Origin of the sequence: Neisseria sp. HMSC067G12, from assembly GCF_001812725.1 — a bacterium.
Taxonomy (GTDB): Bacteria; Pseudomonadota; Gammaproteobacteria; order Burkholderiales; family Neisseriaceae; genus Neisseria; species Neisseria perflava.
On record NZ_KV810212.1, the window covers coordinates 23,915 to 40,147 of the forward strand.

14 protein-coding genes are annotated in these 16,233 nt (G+C 48.4%); 5 read left to right on the plus strand and 9 right to left on the minus strand.

What is annotated here, in order from left to right; genetic code table 11:
* Positions 1 to 41 precede the first annotated feature (41 nt).
* Complete coding sequence (gene hemC / locus HMPREF2871_RS07620; RefSeq protein ID WP_107848928.1) at positions 42 to 971, minus strand: hydroxymethylbilane synthase; 930 nt, start codon at positions 969 to 971, stop codon at positions 42 to 44.
* A 118-nt stretch (positions 972 to 1,089) separates the two neighbouring features.
* On the opposite strand from hemC, the gene ybeY reads away from it, so the two are divergent.
* From ybeY to HMPREF2871_RS07645, 5 genes are all read left to right on the plus strand, one after another.
* Complete coding sequence (ybeY, locus tag HMPREF2871_RS07625; RefSeq protein ID WP_049344870.1) at positions 1,090 to 1,605, plus strand: rRNA maturation RNase YbeY; 516 nt, start codon at positions 1,090 to 1,092, stop codon at positions 1,603 to 1,605.
* 1 nt (position 1,606) lies between these two features.
* A complete protein-coding gene (locus HMPREF2871_RS07630) occupies positions 1,607 to 2,449 on the plus strand; it encodes an HlyC/CorC family transporter (RefSeq protein ID WP_049344871.1) in 843 nt (280 codons plus the stop codon).
* Entirely contained in the window at positions 2,446 to 3,183 is a 738-nt protein-coding gene (locus tag HMPREF2871_RS07635; RefSeq protein WP_004519679.1) for a methionine ABC transporter ATP-binding protein, read from the plus strand. The genes HMPREF2871_RS07630 and HMPREF2871_RS07635 overlap by 4 nt, the downstream gene beginning before the upstream one ends.
* A gap of 1 nt (position 3,184) precedes the next feature.
* Positions 3,185 to 3,871 (plus strand): methionine ABC transporter permease, encoded by a 687-nt coding sequence (locus HMPREF2871_RS07640; protein ID WP_049344872.1) that lies wholly within the window; start codon positions 3,185 to 3,187, stop codon positions 3,869 to 3,871.
* A gap of 194 nt (positions 3,872 to 4,065) precedes the next feature.
* A complete protein-coding gene (locus HMPREF2871_RS07645) occupies positions 4,066 to 4,977 on the plus strand; it encodes a MetQ/NlpA family ABC transporter substrate-binding protein (RefSeq protein WP_049344873.1) in 912 nt (303 codons plus the stop codon).
* Between the two features lie 584 nt (positions 4,978 to 5,561).
* On the opposite strand, the gene HMPREF2871_RS07650 is transcribed toward HMPREF2871_RS07645, so the two are convergent.
* The 8 genes from HMPREF2871_RS07650 to HMPREF2871_RS07685 all read right to left on the minus strand — a co-directional run.
* A complete protein-coding gene (locus HMPREF2871_RS07650; RefSeq protein ID WP_049336710.1) occupies positions 5,562 to 6,581 on the minus strand; it encodes an FAD:protein FMN transferase in 1,020 nt (339 codons plus the stop codon).
* 118 nt (positions 6,582 to 6,699) lie between these two features.
* Positions 6,700 to 7,194 (minus strand): nitrous oxide reductase accessory protein NosL, encoded by a 495-nt coding sequence (locus HMPREF2871_RS07655; RefSeq protein WP_049336712.1) that lies wholly within the window; start codon positions 7,192 to 7,194, stop codon positions 6,700 to 6,702.
* A complete protein-coding gene (locus HMPREF2871_RS07660) occupies positions 7,191 to 8,021 on the minus strand; it encodes an ABC transporter permease (RefSeq protein ID WP_049336713.1) in 831 nt (276 codons plus the stop codon). Before HMPREF2871_RS07660 ends, HMPREF2871_RS07655 begins: the two co-directional genes overlap by 4 nt.
* A complete protein-coding gene (locus HMPREF2871_RS07665; protein WP_049344874.1) occupies positions 8,018 to 8,917 on the minus strand; it encodes an ABC transporter ATP-binding protein in 900 nt (299 codons plus the stop codon). The genes HMPREF2871_RS07660 and HMPREF2871_RS07665 overlap by 4 nt, the downstream gene beginning before the upstream one ends.
* Before the next feature lie 56 nt (positions 8,918 to 8,973).
* Positions 8,974 to 10,359: a nitrous oxide reductase family maturation protein NosD gene (locus HMPREF2871_RS07670; protein WP_049344875.1), complete on the minus strand. Its 1,386-nt coding sequence runs from the start codon at positions 10,357 to 10,359 to the stop codon at positions 8,974 to 8,976.
* A 192-nt stretch (positions 10,360 to 10,551) separates the two neighbouring features.
* The gene (gene nosZ, locus HMPREF2871_RS07675) at positions 10,552 to 12,519 is read right to left on the minus strand and encodes a TAT-dependent nitrous-oxide reductase (protein ID WP_036493194.1); all 1,968 of its coding nucleotides are present in this window, start codon (positions 12,517 to 12,519) and stop codon (positions 10,552 to 10,554) included.
* A 109-nt stretch (positions 12,520 to 12,628) separates the two neighbouring features.
* Positions 12,629 to 14,902 (minus strand): NosR/NirI family protein, encoded by a 2,274-nt coding sequence (locus tag HMPREF2871_RS07680; protein WP_283117037.1) that lies wholly within the window; start codon positions 14,900 to 14,902, stop codon positions 12,629 to 12,631.
* Positions 14,903 to 15,385: 483 nt separating this feature from the next.
* Positions 15,386 to 16,233 (minus strand): porin (locus HMPREF2871_RS07685; RefSeq protein ID WP_070647862.1); only part of this gene is annotated, 848 nt, incomplete at its 5' end.

Sequence of the window (16,233 nt, forward strand, 5' to 3'; positions counted from 1 at the left end):
AGTTTCAGACGGCCTTTTAAATGATCTATGCTGTTTTAAGCCTATTCTTGCAATACGGCAGCAATCAATTCTTCCGCACCATCATCTGCCAGTTTTTTGGCGACTGCACGACCCAAGGCATCGGCGTATTCGGCAGGGGCTTGCGCATCCGCCTGCAAAATTACCGAACCGTCAGGATGACCGACCAAGCCGCGCAAGGTCAGCAAGCCGTTTTCTTCAGTGCAATATGCGGCCAGCGGCACTTGGCAACTTCCACCCAAAGCGCGCGCCAACGCACGTTCGGCCGTAACGCAGGCGTGTGTGGTATCGTGGTTCAAAGGCTTTAAGACTTCGTACAAATCTTCGCGATGCGCTGCAATTTCAATACCCAATGCGCCTTGTCCGGCGGCAGGCAGACTGTCGGATTCCGACAAAATCATGCGGATGCGTTCGTCCAATTCCAGACGCTGCAAACCGGCGGCAGCCAAAATAATCGCGTCGTATTCGCCGTTATCGAGTTTGGACAAACGGGTTTGCACATTGCCGCGCAAAGGTTTGATAACCAAATGCGGATAGCGCACGCGCAACTGGGCTTCGCGGCGCAGGCTGGATGTGCCGACGACAGCGCCTTTGGGCATTTCTTCCAAACGCGCGTATTGGTTGGACACAAATGCGTCAAACGGATTGGCGCGTTCGCCGATGGCCGCAAGCGTAAAACCTTCAGGTAAATCCATCGGCACGTCTTTAATCGAATGCACGGCCAAGTCGGCCCGGCCGTCATACAAAGCCTGCTCCAACTCTTTGACAAACAAGCCTTTACCGCCGACTTTTGACAAAGTTCTGTCCAAAATCTGGTCGCCGCGCGTGGTCATGCCCAAAATCTCGACTTCGCAATCGGGATACAGGGCTTTCAGACGGCCTTGGATGTGTTTTGCCTGCCACATGGCAAGCAGGCTTTCGCGACTGGCGATAACGAGTTTTTTCGGGTTCATAATGGTTGCCTGAAAGATGGAAAACGGCATGAAGTCTATCATATTTTGGGCGTTTTTTCAGACGGCATGGGGGTGAATATGTTATATTTACGCCTAAAAACCAAATTTTCCGGACAACATGAAACGCGCCAAGAAATATCCTTTTTTATCCTTACAGCGGCAACGTTTTCATCTGAGCTTTGAAAACGCTTCTTCCGCCGCCAACCTTCCGTCAGAGAACGACTTCTACCGCTGGGCGTGGTCGGCCTTGAAAAACGAATACCGCCGCGCAGACATCAGCCTGATTCTTCTGGACGAAGAAGAAGCCCGCGCCTACAACCGCGACTACCGCGGCAAGGATTACGCCACCAATGTATTGAGTTTCGCGCTCAACGAAGGCGAAATCCTGCCCGACCAGTTTTCAGACGGCTTGTATGGCGATTTGGTAATTTGTCCGCAAGTGGTTTTGAAAGAGGCCGCCGAACAAGGCAAAACACCTGAGCAGCATTTTGCCCACCTGACCATACACGGTACTTTACACCTGATGGGCTACGACCACATCGAAGACAATGAAGCCGAAATAATGGAAGCCGAAGAAATCCGCCTGATGCTGGCGGCAGGCTTCCCCAACCCCTACCAAGAGGACGAATATTAAAATGGACGGTACGCAGTCGAAACCCAAGTTTTTCGAACGCCTAATCTCCCGACTTGCCGGCGAGCCTGATTCCGCCGAAGACGTATTGACCCTGCTGCGCCAAGCGCACGAGCAGGAAGTTTTTGATGCCGACACACTGACCCGGCTGGAAAAAGTATTGGACTTTGCCGAGCTGGAAGTGCGCGATGCCATGATTACGCGCAGCCGCATGAACGTATTGAAAGAAAACGACAGCATCGAGCGCATCACGGCCTACATCATCGAAACCGCCCATTCGCGTTTCCCCGTCATCGGCGAAGACAAAGACGAAGTTTTGGGCATTTTGCACGCCAAAGACCTGCTCAAATATATGTTCAACCCCGAGCAGTTCCACCTGAAATCCGTCTTGCGCCCTGCCGTTTTCGTCCCCGAAGGCAAATCACTGGCCTCCCTTTTAAAAGAATTCCGCGAACAACGCAACCACATGGCGATTGTCATTGACGAATACGGCGGTACATCCGGCCTGGTAACCTTTGAAGACATCATCGAGCAAATCGTCGGCGACATCGAAGACGAATTTGACGAAGACGACAGCGCCGACAATATCCACGCCGTTTCTTCCGAACGCTGGCGCATCCACGCTGCCACCGAAATCAAAGATATCAACACCTTCTTCGGTACGGAATACAGCAGCGAAGAAGCCGATACCATCGGTGGCCTGGTCATTCAAGAATTGGGACACCTGCCCGTACGCGGCGAAAAAGTCATCATCGGCAGCCTGCAATTTACCGTCGCACGCGCCGACAACCGCCGTCTGCACACCCTGATGGCCACACGAATTAAAGAAAACACGGATAAACCATGATTATTCTGGATCACGTCTCCAAACACTATCAAACACGCGACAACAAAGACTTTGTCGCCGTCGAGCCGACCAGCCTCGAAATCAAACAGGGTGAAATCTTTGGCTTGATGGGCTATTCCGGCGCAGGCAAATCCACCCTGCTGCGCCTGATTAACTTATTGGAACGTCCGGATACAGGTACCGTCAGCGTGTGCGGCCAAGAGCTGACCGCACTCAACGCCACGCAACTGCGCCACGCCCGACAAAACATCGGCATGGTATTCCAACAGTTCAACCTATTGAGCAACCGTACCGTTGCCGAAAACGTCGCCTTCCCTTTAGAAATTGCCAAATGGCCGTCTAAAAAAATCCAAGCGCGTGTTGAAGAATGTTTGGAAATTGTCGACTTGCAAGACCGTGCCAACCATTACCCGTCCCAACTTTCCGGCGGTCAAAAACAACGTGTCGGCATTGCCCGTGCGCTGGCGCCGCAACCTCAAGTCATCCTCGCCGACGAACCCACTTCCGCCCTCGACCCCGCCACTACGCGCAGCGTTTTGAAATGTTTGGAAGACATCAACCGACGTTTCAACGTAACCATCGTCATCGTTACCCACGAAATGAGCGTTATCCGCCGCCTGTGCGACCGTGCCGCCCTCTTGGATAAAGGCCGTCTGCTGGAAATCGTTGAAGTACACGGCAACCAAATCCATGCCCAATCCGAAATCGGGCAAGAGCTGATTCGAGAGGACTAATATGGCAGATTTAACATTTGAAAGTGCTGTTGAGACCATCATCAGCATGAAGGGCGAAATTATCCAAGCCTTGGGCGAAACCTTTATTATGGTCGGCCTATCGACTACTTTCGCCGTTATCTTCGGTACGATTTTGGGCGTATTGCTGTTTGTGACGTCAAGCCATCAGTTGCACTACAACAAACAGCTGAATTTGTTTTTGGACAACCTGGTCAACCTGATGCGCGCATTCCCTTTCGTCATCCTGATGATTGCCATGATTCCTGTTACACGCGCCATCATCGGCACGACCATCGGCCCGGTTGCCGCCTCATTGGTATTGAGCGTATCCGGCCTATTCTACTTCGCCCGTCTGGTTGAGCAAAACCTGCGCGAAGTACCCAGAGGCGTAATTGAAGCGGCCTCCGCAATGGGTGCCTCACCCATGAGCATCATCTGCAAAGTGCTTTTGAATGAAGCACGCGCAGGTATGGTTTCCAGCATTACCGTACTGGCTATTGGCCTTTTGTCGTACAGCGCGGCGGCAGGTATGATTGGCGGCGGCGGTTTGGGCGACCTTGCTATCCGTTACGGCTACTACCGCTATCAAATGGAAGTCATCATCTTCATCGTTGCCATCCTGGTTTTACTCGTTATCCTGATTCAAGGTATCGGCAACAGATTGGCGCGCAAACTGGATAAACGTTAAACAAACCAGGCCGTCTGAAATGGACTTACTATTTTTCAGACGGCCTGTTATCTATTTAGAACATATTAGGATATACCAAATAAATCTACAAAAAACACCCTCATATTCCCAAAATAGATTTACAATTCCTCTTTTTTTGACGGCGGCAGCTTAAGGCCGTCTGAAACCGTTTTATCATCCATCTGGAGCAAAATATGAAAACCAACACATTCTTCAAAACCCTTTCTGCTGCTGCGCTGGCCATCGTATTGGCTGCCTGCGGTGGTCAAAAAGACAGCGCGCCTGCTGCCTCTGCTGCTTCTTCTGCCGACAACGGCGCAGAGAAAAAAGAAATCGTCTTCGGTACAACCGTCGGCGACTTCGGCGATATGGTAAAAGACCAAATCCAACCGGCTTTGGAGAAAAAAGGCTATAAAGTCAAACTGATCGAGTTCACCGACTATGTGCGCCCCAACCTTGCTTTGGCTGAAGGCGAATTGGACATCAACATCTTCCAACACAAACCTTATCTGGATGACTTCAAAAAAGAACACAAACTGGACATCACTGAAGCCTTCCAAGTACCGACTGCACCTTTGGGCCTGTACCCTGGCAAACTGAAATCTTTGGACGAATTGAAAGACGGCGTCAGCGTTTCCGCACCTAACGACCCATCCAACTTTGCCCGTGCATTGGTTATGTTGAACGAATTGGGCTGGATTAAACTGAAAGCCGACGTTGATCCGCTGACCGCATCTAAAGCAGATATTGCCGAAAACCCTAAAAACATCCAAATCGTAGAACTTGAAGCCGCCCAACTGCCGCGCAGCCGTGCCGACGTTGACTTTGCCATCGTTAACGGCAACTACGCCATGAGCAGCGGCATGAAACTGACCGAAGCCCTGTTCCAAGAGCCGAGCTTCGCCTACGTTAACTGGTCTGCTGTCCGTACTGCCGACAAAGACAGCCAATGGCTGAAAGATGTAACCGAAGCCTACAACTCTGACGAGTTCAAAGCCTACTCACAAAAACGCTTTGCCGGTTACAAATACCCTGCGGCATGGGGTGAAAATGCAGCAGCAGGCGCTCAAGCCGAAGTCGCCTCTACTGCTTCTGCAACCAAATAAATCGCTCTTTGAAAAAAGGCCGTCTGAACGTTCAGACGGCCTTTTTCTATCATCACTCACAAAGTCAAAAAATTATTTTTTATTGATAACAATCACTTATATAATTTCTTATATCAAACCGAATCAACTGTTGTAAAAATATTCAATAAAAATCTATGTTTTTATTCAATATAATCAATCACTAAATGAATTATTCTACTTTTTTATAATATTCACTGGTAATGTTCCGCTTATCCTGATATTATACCGTTTATCTAAAGACATCCGGTTATCTGCTTTTTAGACCGCTCATCTTAATTGCTTTAAACCACTTTGTCGGATTTTCCCATAATGTTGTGTTTCTCCGTTTCGAAGGGGTTTGAGCGGTCGAAATACCGTATTGCTTAGATATTAAAGCTTCGTGCTTTGAAATGAGTGAATTTTTGTTTTAAGTGTCGTAATCTCTTGCTAATTACTCCCAGCTGCAAGAGTTTCAGGGTTGTCTATTTGGACAACCCTTCTTTTTTATACTCCATTATTTCAATAACTTAAGATTTTCTTATTCATATTCAAACCAACTGGCGAAACCATTCTTTTTCTCAATCTCAAATCTTCTTCAATTCATTATTCGGCATCACCAGCCAAACCTGTGCCTTTTTGACTTGGGCAGCTGCTCGGATGGCCGCTTCATCCATAATAGAAAATGCGGTAGAAAAGGCATCGGCAACTGCCGCACTCTCCGCCATAACGCTCATGCTTTTATAGCGCGGCTGGCTTCCGCCTGTGCGCGGGTCAAACAGATGGGTAAATTTGCCTGCCTCGTCCATTACCGTGCCATAGCCGCCCGATGTGGCAAACGCTTGATTTTTCATGGCAATGGTGGTCAGAATTTGGTCTTCTTGGTCAGGATTGCGGATGCTGACATTCCACTCGCGCTGGTTGGCATTATCAAAGCCGTAAATCTCCCCCATATCAATCAATGCCTGAGAAACACCTTGCTGCTTCAACAATTCGGCTACTTTGTCGGTAATATAGCCTTGGGCAATGCCGTTAAGCGACAAGCCCATGCCTTTTTGGGCAAAACGGATTTCTTTGGTATCAAAATCGACTTTATTGAAGTCCACCAATTTAAGCGTATCTTTGATGCTGCGTTCGGACGGCGGCGTTTCGGTTTTCGGATTCCGTCTGAAATGGTCGGCATACAGATTCCACAAAGGCTGAATGCTGGGATCAAATGCACCTTGCGTCAGCTGATGAATATCCCGGCTGATACTGAGCAGCTGCAAAAAATCGGATGGCGGATTTTTCAGACGGCCTTCTCGGTTTAAGCGGCTGATCAGGCTGTCGTCCCGATACAGGCTGAAGATTTTTTCCAATCGTGAAACTTCCGCCAATACTTTGTTGATCAGTATCTCCGCCTGCCTGCGCCCAACGCCGAACAAACGCAATTCCGCACCCGATCCTAATGCAATCCCTTTCCAGATAACAGGCTGCCCTTCTTGATTCGGCCCGGCTGAATGAGTCGGCTGATTGGTTTTTCGACTGATGACAAAGGGAATGCCGGCACCGGCGGCAAGTGTGGCGGCGATGGCAATGAAGCGGCGACGCGTTAAAGGGGTGGACATAAAGTATTCCTTAGATTTTTTATCTTTATATTGAAAGCCGCATTCATTAAATCAGCAATCGGCAGCTTCCAACACAAAGGCCGTCTGAAACTGTTTCAGACGGCCTTTATTGGTTGTTTTATTTGAAAATGTATTCGTCGGGCATCTCTGCAAAACCGACTACTCTGCCGCCTTTTTCTTTGGCGAATTTTTCAGCCTGAGCCTTGTCGGCAAACGGAAGCGCATCTTCCGCACCCATGCCGCCGATAAAGCTGCTTTCAATAACGTAATAGGCCTTTTTCGCATCTATCCATTCAGTGTCGGCATTGGGTTTTTCCCAATCTTTGACTTTACCCATATCGGTAACATAGATGACATGAATACCTTTAGGCTCTTCGGGCAGTTTGGTGTAACCGAACATCTGCTTGATAGTGGAAAACCAAACCGGTTTGTCAGGTTTGCCGTTCAAGAAGATTTGCGCTTTAGGGCCGTTGTGTTCGGTCAAATTCATGCTGCAGTAATGACCGACTGCGCTGTCGCTGATTTGTTGGGGCGTAGGCGGAGGGCTGTTATCCTGCTTGCTGCAGGCTGCCAATGCGATGAGTGTGAAGGTTGTCAATAGTATTTTTCTCATATTTGTCGCTTTCCGAAAATCCAGGCGGCTAAAATCAAAGGAATGATAACCCATAATACCTGAGCCGTCAGCAAAACAGGCATAGTCAGGCTGATTTGATCGCTTAAACCCGCCATGCCGGCATACATGGCTGTATTTTCGTAACCCGTCAGGTTCAGCAGGCGATAAATGTCTGCGGGGTTGAACAGAAGAACGGTTTCCACTACAGGCGCGGTAATGACTTGTTCGGTATCGGCAACCAAAACACCCAAAAGCGCCATATCGAAAATAACGACAAAAAACAGCCATACGCCGATGGCGATACCGGCGGCTGTACCGCGTTCTTTAACTTTTGCGCTGATCAAATAGCCCATGGACAAAAAGGCTGCGCCAAGAATCACGCTGGCAGCAATCAAAAGGGCGAAAGGTTGCCATGCGGCAATATCAAAACCGCCGTTGGCAAGCTGAAGGGTAATACCTGCCAATCCGTAGCCTGCGGTGGTAGCAAGGGCAAGAATGATGAGGTGGCCGATAAATTTACCGGCAAGGATTTGGTTGCGCGAGATGGGGTAACTTAGCAACAACGCCATTGTACCGCGCTCGATTTCGCCGATCAGTGCATCATAAGAGAGCAACATCGCAATCAGCGGGATCAAGAAGATAGACAGGCTGGACAGACTGACTACAGTTACCGTCAAGGGATCAACCTTGACCGAACCGGTAGGCGAGCTGCCGAGAAAGCCTAATGACAGTGCCAATGCGGCAAGCAAAAGTGCGGCGGCAAGAACCCAACGGTTGCGCAGGCTGTCTCGGACTTCTTTGCCGGTAATAATCCAAACGGGGTTCATACGTCTTCCCTCTTCAAGAATTGCGCGTACATATCATCAAGTGTTGGCGTGTGGATATCGATGTAGGCAAGACTGCCCAAATCACCCAATTCGCTCAAAAGTCCCATACGCTCTTCGGCTTTACATTGCGCTTTATACGACAGGCCGTCTGAAAGCGGATGCCAACGCTCGCTCAACGGGCGCGCTTCTTTCAAGCGGACGTTGACGGTCAGCGGTAGACCGCTTTGAACATGCAACTCATCCATGCTGCCGTCAGCAACTTTCACGCCGTTTTTCATAACGATGATGCGGTCGGCGTGGCCGTCAAGCTCGGCCAGTGCATGGGTGCTGAGCAATACGGTTGCGCCGCGCCCATTGAGTTCGCGCACAACTTCGTAAAACATTTGACGTGAAGCCGGATCAAGGCCGGAAGTTGGCTCGTCAAACAATAAAACTTTAGGCTCGCCCAACAAGGCTTGTGCCAAAGCGAGGCGTTGACGCATACCTTTAGAGTAAGTGCCGACACGGCGGCGTGCGGCCTGGGAAATGCCGACACGCTCGAGCAATTCGCGGTTTTTACTCAGGGGCTGTTTTTTTAGTTTGGCATAGAAATCCATGGTTTCGATACCGGTCAATGAAGGGTGCAATGCAACCGTTTCAGGCAGGTAACCGATTTGGCTGCGACGCTGCGCCCCTGCTTTACTGCCGGTCGGCTCTCCCAAAAGCATCACTTCGCCCTCGGTCGGCGTAATCAGGCCGAGTATCAGCTTCATAATGGTAGATTTGCCTGCACCGTTGTGTCCTGCCATGCCGACGCTCTCGCCAGCCTTGAGAACCAGATCGACTTGGTTGACGGCCTTTTGGCTGCCAAACTGCTTGGTCACGTTTCTTAATTCAACGTGGTTGGTACTGCTCATGGATATTCCTCTAGTGAATGTTTCAGACGGCCTTTGATATTGGGCCGTCTGAAAGGTTACATATTGGCATTTCCGCCTGTCAACGCACCGTTTTCGGCATTACCCCATTCGGATTGGTGCGTTTTTGCTTCATGCAGCAATTCGTCCTTCATGGCTTCGTATTTGGTTGTCGTTTTATTGCGGACAGGGTTCATCAAAGGCTTGCTGTCAATTACGCCGCCGGGCAGGATGGCGGGAAATTGAGATTGCGCCCATTTGACAATGCTGATGGCAGGGCTGTTCATCAATAACCGGGCGACGGGTGCGCGCCAGATGATTTGGTCGATAATCCCATTGGGACGGTAGGCACTGTCGCCGAAGCCGTCGCCGTCAAGGTCAAAGGCGCTGTTATCGCTCCAATAGTTGCCGCGACCACCCTCGCCCCAATCAAGGAAACGGGTGCTGACGTATTTGACTTGGCTTTCGTTGTTGATAAACGAATTATTGAACAGGCTTGTGCCTTCAATGGCCGCGGTAAAGTGAATACCGATTTGACAGTTTTCAAAATGATTGTCGAAAATTTTATTGTAGTTGGCATTGTAGGCAAACACGCATTTGCCTGCCTTGTTGATCACATTATCGTAAATTTCGGAATAATTGACGTAGTTGAGCATAATGCCTTGGTCGCGGCTGCCAACGGCAATGTTGCCATACACTTTCAGGCGTTCGGAAAACATCAGCACATAACCCATATTGTTGCCGACGGAGATATTGTTGCTGACTTCGCTGTCATTGGTGTACATATAATGGACGGCAAAGCGCAAGTCGCTAAAACGGTTGCCTTTGTAGGTATTATGGGTACTGGTATTTGAAAAAATACCGTCACGGCCTTTGGAAATATCGTTATCGACCACTTGCGCACCGGGCGCATTCCAGACGGTTACGCCGTTGCCGCGTTCGTTGACGCGCAGGGTTGCATCACCGATGATTTTATTTTCCCGCACCATGGATTCTGCCGCACCGTGAATATACACGCCGACAGAATTGTCGATGATGTTGTTATGCTCCACCAGCGCGCGCGTTGCCGTCTCTTCTAAATAGATACCGGCATCCATTGCCGGCAAACTCATGCCGGAATGGGAAACGGTCAGATTGCGCAAAGTTACATCAGGCGCATGAACGGCAACCGTCCTCCCGCTCCGGTCGCCGACAATCTTGGCGGAACGGTCGGCAGGGCCTTCGATGGTAATGGGTTTGTCGATATAGAGTTTGGTTTTGTATGTACCGGAGGCAAGCTTGAGCGTATCGCCGGCTTGGGCGCGCGCCAAAGCATCATTGAGATTGTCTTGTGCGGATACGTTGATGACTGCGGCAAAGGCCGTCTGAACCATGCTGCCAAGCAGCAATACGAGTGCGGCACGTTGCCATTTGGAACGATGGATTTGTGTGTGCGTCATAATCATATCTCTGTTTCAGACGGCCTGCTTGCCGCATGATAAACCGATGCGGAAACAGGTATTTTGGTGTTATAGCAAAGCTGTCTGATGATGGCTTTCATTTTGTGGCCATATCGGCCGACAAACAACTTTACTATAAAGGCCGTCTGAAAGAATGTTTTTTCAGACGGCCTGAAGAATTAAATCATCAAACCGAAATTATTTTGGTTTAACAATCATTTGGCCAGACATTTCCATGTGCAATGCGTGGCAGAACCATTGGCAGTAGTACCAGTGTACGCCTGGACGGACAGCCTTGAAGGTTACAGAAGATGTAGCTTGCGGGCCAATCTCCATAGCAATGCCATAACCTTCCAAAGTAAAGCCGTGAGTCAAGTCTTCAATGGTCTCAACGTTGGTTACATATACAGTAACTTCGTCGCCTTGGTTCACTTCAAATTGAGGAACGCTGTAAGCAGGCGCAACGGCAGTCATGTACACGCGTACTTTGTTGCCTTCGCGTACGACTTTGGCAGCTTTTTCCAGCTCAACACCGTCTTTTTGAGCTTGTTCCAAAGCTTCTTGCCAGAACCATGGGTCTTTGCGGTCCCAAGTTTTGCTTGGGTTCACTTTAGACGCAGCAACCAAGCACAAGTCGTGTGGTTCGGCAAAAGTCGGATTGTCATGCACCAGACGCATTTCGTCGCCGGAGATGTCGATCAATTGGTCACACTCAGGTTTCAAAGGACCGGCATTCAAGAAGCGGTCTTTAGAGAACTTGTTCAAAGATACCAACCATTTACCGTCGGCTTCTTTGGTTTCGCCCATGGTAGTGTGGTTGTGGCCAGGTTGATAGTGAACGTCGAGTTTTTGTTTAATCGGATCGATTTTCTCGCCTTTATAGGCTTTAATCGCATCGTCGATGTTCCATTTCACCATTTGGCTGTCGATAAACAATGTAGTATAGGCATTGCCGCGACCGTCAAATGCAGTGTGTAATGGGCCAAGACCCAGTTGAGGCTCGGCTACGACAACATCGCGCTCTTTGATTTTACCTGCAAACAAGTCATCCAGTTTGCTGACATCCAATACGGTAACGGTTGGAGACAGTTTACCGTTGAGCATGATGTATTTGCCATCAGGGCTTGCATTACAGCCGTGAGGAGAGTTAGGAACCGGGATGTAACGAGTGTATGGAGAGTTGGCTTCCGCACGACCGTCCAACATTTTCACGCCGTTAACTTCTTTAAAGTCGCCTTTTTTGATGCCTTCTTCGATGGCGGCCAGGTTAAATACCACACACCAGTCTTGTTCGTTGGAAGATGCACCTTGTACAGTCAGAGCGCGCTCAGAGTTATAGCAGGTAGAGAAAGAGTATTTACCTTGGTAGTCGGCATCGCCATTATCCAAGTTACCGTCTACCAATACTTGCCATGCGATGTCCATGGTTTCGCCGTCAACGGCAGTATAAACGGCATTCCAAGTTTTAGGATCATCCCATTTGCCTACGCCGTCAACAGGAACGATATGCTCGCCGTTGGCAAATACGTAGCCGGTTTTCGGATAGCGTTGAGGACGCAGACCGTGAACACCTGAAACGTTTGGAATTTCAACGATTTTATCGGTTTTCATCACATCCAAACGGATACGGCAAACGCGGTTGTTTGCTTTATCGTTGGCATATGCATAGCGGCCGTCGTAAGTTTGATCGGTAAAAGACAAGTGCGGGTGGTGCAAGTCGCCGTTAGGGTAGCAGCGCAGACCGCTGTCTTGCAGGAATTTACGGGTTTCCGGCGTAATTTTTTCATTCAAAATACGCAGGCTCTCGTTGGTACGACCCCAACCGGTAGCGCTGTCCATATTGAATACAGGGATACGCATCAACTCACGCATAGAAGGTACGCCGATCAAGCGCATTTCGCCTGATTGACCGCCTGACAAGAAACCGTAGTATTGGTCAAGTTCGCCCGGACCGACTTCGGAAGTTTGTTTGCCCGGCTCGGCAGAATGAGCAGCGGCTTTTTCGGCAGGTGCAGCACCGGAAGCAGCAGCTTTATCACCCTCGCCGTTAGAGCAACCGGCCAAGCCCAACAAACCGGCACCGGCAATACCTGCACCGGAAGCAGCGGCAGTACCTAAGAATGAACGACGGCTTAAGCCGTTTTGTTCTAATTTTTCGTCTGACATACGACACTCCTTGGATAAAATCCGGCGGCCGATTTTTCAGACGGCCTGCCGATGAAAAACTTTCTAAGTCGGGCTGCCGATACAGCCCTCTTTTTTTATTGATAAATTACTACTTGTCGACACTGATTGCCGATTCTTTTTTAACAAACTGGACGACTTGTTCTTGGGCATTTTGCGTTGCTGCCGCATCATGCTGTTCAGCTTTTGCCGCCGCTTGTTTTTGTTTTTTCTTATTCGTTGCCACTACTTGAGGACAACGCGTATCGTGATGATACATTACCTGACAATGCAGACATTGGATACATTCGTTCGGATGAATGTCGCCTTCTGGTGCGATTGCTTGTACTGGGCATTCGTGTGTACAAATCTGGCATGGATTACCGCACATTTTATAACGGCGCAGCCAATCAAACACACGGAAGCGGCCCGGCAATGCGATACCTGCACCCAAAGGACACAGATAACGGCAGAAGAAACGTTCGATGAACAAGCCTGCAATCAGCAACGCGGCGGCGAACAGAACAAACCACCATTCACGCATGAATTTCAAAATAATTGCAGTTTTGAAAGGCTCAATTTCAGCGAATTTTTCAGCCGTACCCAAATCGTACAGGGAAATTGCCAACAAAGCGAAGAAAATTACATATTTAATCGCACTCAGGCGGGTATGCAACAAGTGTGGCACGGTAATTTGTTTCAGACCCAATTTTTTGGCGATACGGTTGGTTAACTCTTGCAATGCACCGAAAGGACACAGCCATCCACAGAATGTACCGCGGTTCCACAACAGCATGGTCGCCGCTGTAAAGAGCCACAAAATGAATACCAGCGGATCCATCAGGAAGAATTCCCAGTGGAATTCAGTCAAAATGGCTGAGAACAACGTCAAAGTATTCACTACCGATAATTGTGCCTGAGCATACCAGCCGATATAAAACAGCGTAAAGGTCAGGAAACAGAGACGGAACCGTTCATACCATTTTTCGTAACGGACAATCCAGTCTTGGAACAGGAATACCAACAGAAGAATTGTCAAAGCAATACCCACAACCACGATTTGACCTTGTTTGGCTTTCCAAACCTGTTTCCAAAGTTGGTTGGATACGCCTTCCTCAGCCGTTGCATCTTCTGCAATACCTGTACTTTCTTCCGGAGCAGAGGCTGCCGCAGCCACCGGCTCAACCGGTGCACTGATTTCGACCGGCGGTGCTTTAGGATCGTCAACGTAGTAGCCTTTTGGCAATTCATAATCCAAATCGGCAGTTACAAATGCCTTATCATTTACGCTCAATACGCGTTGAATCATCAATTGCAAACGCCATGGTTCGGCACCATCAAATTCCACACCTTCGGGGATGGTGAACCAAGAAACTTCTTTAAACGCGGGAGCACCTTCAGCGGATAAAGCAACTACACGTTCATGTTGCGCATCGGTAAAGCGGAAGCTGGTATCGCCTTGAATCATTTCAATACGGTCAAAGATACCGCCGCGGACATAACCCGAACCTTTCCAAGAATAGCGGCCCTCGCCGGCCACCATCACGGCTTCTTGGCCAGGTTTCAAACGTTTTTGCAGGTTGTTCCAACCGGCTTCACCTAAAAGGCTTTTACCGATGGAAGGTTGGCTGACCAAGGCAACATACAGATCAATAAATGTATCGTTACCATCGCCCTGCTCCGCATGATCTGCCACACCTGCTTTACCGCTTTTCTCAAACAGTTTATTGATTTCGTCGATAGAAATATGCAGATGACCGACGGCTTTTTGTTCCAAAAGCGCATTCCATGACAGGATATCTTGTTTGTCTTGATTGGCAACACGACGCGGACGAGTTTGAACGGCAGGTTCGGCAGACTGTTCGCCGGAAGCAGCTGCCGTACCGGCTTGAACTGCTTTATCTGTACCCAAATGATATTGATGGATTACTGCTTTAACAGAGCGCTGAATACTGTCATTGATGACCATCAGGGTTACAGTCGCACCACTAATAATATCCCCTGGTGCAACACCTGGTTGAGGCGGGTTTTTAATAAAATTTAAGCCGATATATTTGTCAATGAATTTATCGACACGGGATTGCGGGATACCGATCAACATAATCGGCTCATGGTGTTCAACCAATTTTGCGCCGGCAATAGTACCATCATTGGCCAATGCAACCATCGTATCGATCGGTTTACTCGAATAACCGCGCGTATTGACCACGTCAGTCGTGATATAAACCAAGCCAAGCTGCTCTTCGCCCTTGTACACGCGAGCAACCAAAGGCTTACCTTCCGGTTTGCCGTAGCGATCAGCACCGGGGAAAATTTCAGAAGGCTGAATTTTTGCCAAGAAATCAGGCAAGCGCTCCGCATAAGCAGGCAGGCTTACTATCATCATAGAAAACACAGCAAAAAGCACAAGGATTCGTTTCCAAATGCCACTTAAGCACTTCATTTCAAGACAGGACATGGCTATTCCCGATATATCGATACTCTAAACACTTATATTATATGAATCATCTATCGGCAATAATTTGATTAAAATCAAGTTTACAAATCTTAAAACCAGATTCTACATACTAATAATACTTTAGAACTACATTAAATGAACCTTTTATTATTAGGCATGAAACATAGAAAAATCAACTCAATCCAATAATCATCCCTATATTATTAACTTATTTATAATAATACTCAAAATAATTTCCAAAATTTCATTTAGCATATATTGAATAGAACCTGACTTAAATTTCCATAGGCCGTCTGAAAACGAATATTGAAAATACTTTAACCTACCCCTGCAATGACAAAATACATTTCTTACAAAAACAAAAAGAGCCTGTATAAAACAGGCTCTTTTTCAGACTAATCTTAAGTCAGATTAGAATTTGTGACGCAGGCCAACAGTACCAGCAGTTTTCTCGTATTTGTAGTCGCCTTTGCCTTCTTTCAACCAGCCAGCAGACAGCAGGGCAGAAGTACGTTTAGAGAAGTCGTAGTCAGCACCAACGATAACTTGGTTGTACGCGCTGTTCTCTTGTTTCACGCCTTCTTCTTTAGCTTTGAAGCCGTGAGCGTAAGAAACACGAGGAGTTACGTTGCCGAAGCGGTAAGCAGCAGTTGCACCAACTTCAGTACGTTCGTTTTTCTTAGCACCAGCTACGTCAGCTTTAAAGCCTTCGTATTGGCCTACAACAGCAACCATCAGGTTGTTAGCATCGTAACCAGCAGTCAGACGGTGAGCTTGGTGATCTTTGTAAGTACCGGCAGCCAAAGTAGTGTTGTGGTTGAATGCATCCAGGTAACCAGAAGTCAAGTCAGCACGTTTAGCATAAGAACCAGCGTAGCGACCGAAGAAACCAGAGTTCTCGTAGTTCAAGCCCAAGTCGTAAGATTCACGGCTTTTCACAGCGTGATCGTATTTGTCGCTAGGGTTAGCATTGTCGCGAGGTTGGTATTGTACGCTTGCACTGAAACCACCAAACACAGGAGTGTCGTAACGTACAGATACTTTACGAGTATCTACACGTTTGATTTTACCCAATTGCAGAGCGTCTGCGTTAGCATTACTAGATTCCCAAGGGTCGAAGCTGTCGCTGCTGTTTTTCAGAGAAGTATCCAATTTACCAGCACGAACTTTACCGAAACCGCCTTCCAAGCCCAAGAAAGATTCACGGGTCGCGAAACCAGAATCACCACCGGCGATAGAAGTGTTTTGTTCAACTTGCC

Bases quoted from the DNA above. Each gene is read 5' to 3' on its own strand.
- nosZ (WP_036493194.1), bottom strand. From the start codon at position 12,519: ATGTCAGACGAAAAATTAGAACAAAACGGCTTAAGCCGTCGTTCATTC.
- HMPREF2871_RS07630 (WP_049344871.1), top strand. From the start codon at position 1,607: ATGGACGGTACGCAGTCGAAACCCAAGTTTTTCGAACGCCTAATCTCC.
- HMPREF2871_RS07665 (WP_049344874.1), bottom strand. From the start codon at position 8,917: ATGAGCAGTACCAACCACGTTGAATTAAGAAACGTGACCAAGCAGTTT.
- HMPREF2871_RS07660 (WP_049336713.1), bottom strand. From the start codon at position 8,021: ATGAACCCCGTTTGGATTATTACCGGCAAAGAAGTCCGAGACAGCCTG.
- HMPREF2871_RS07680 (WP_283117037.1), bottom strand. From the start codon at position 14,902: ATGATGATAGTAAGCCTGCCTGCTTATGCGGAGCGCTTGCCTGATTTC.
- hemC (WP_107848928.1), bottom strand. From the start codon at position 971: ATGAACCCGAAAAAACTCGTTATCGCCAGTCGCGAAAGCCTGCTTGCC.
- HMPREF2871_RS07640 (WP_049344872.1), top strand. From the start codon at position 3,185: ATGGCAGATTTAACATTTGAAAGTGCTGTTGAGACCATCATCAGCATG.
- HMPREF2871_RS07635 (WP_004519679.1), top strand. From the start codon at position 2,446: ATGATTATTCTGGATCACGTCTCCAAACACTATCAAACACGCGACAAC.
- HMPREF2871_RS07650 (WP_049336710.1), bottom strand. From the start codon at position 6,581: ATGTCCACCCCTTTAACGCGTCGCCGCTTCATTGCCATCGCCGCCACA.
- HMPREF2871_RS07655 (WP_049336712.1), bottom strand. From the start codon at position 7,194: ATGAGAAAAATACTATTGACAACCTTCACACTCATCGCATTGGCAGCC.
- HMPREF2871_RS07645 (WP_049344873.1), top strand. From the start codon at position 4,066: ATGAAAACCAACACATTCTTCAAAACCCTTTCTGCTGCTGCGCTGGCC.
- HMPREF2871_RS07670 (WP_049344875.1), bottom strand. From the start codon at position 10,359: ATGATTATGACGCACACACAAATCCATCGTTCCAAATGGCAACGTGCC.
- ybeY (WP_049344870.1), top strand. From the start codon at position 1,090: ATGAAACGCGCCAAGAAATATCCTTTTTTATCCTTACAGCGGCAACGT.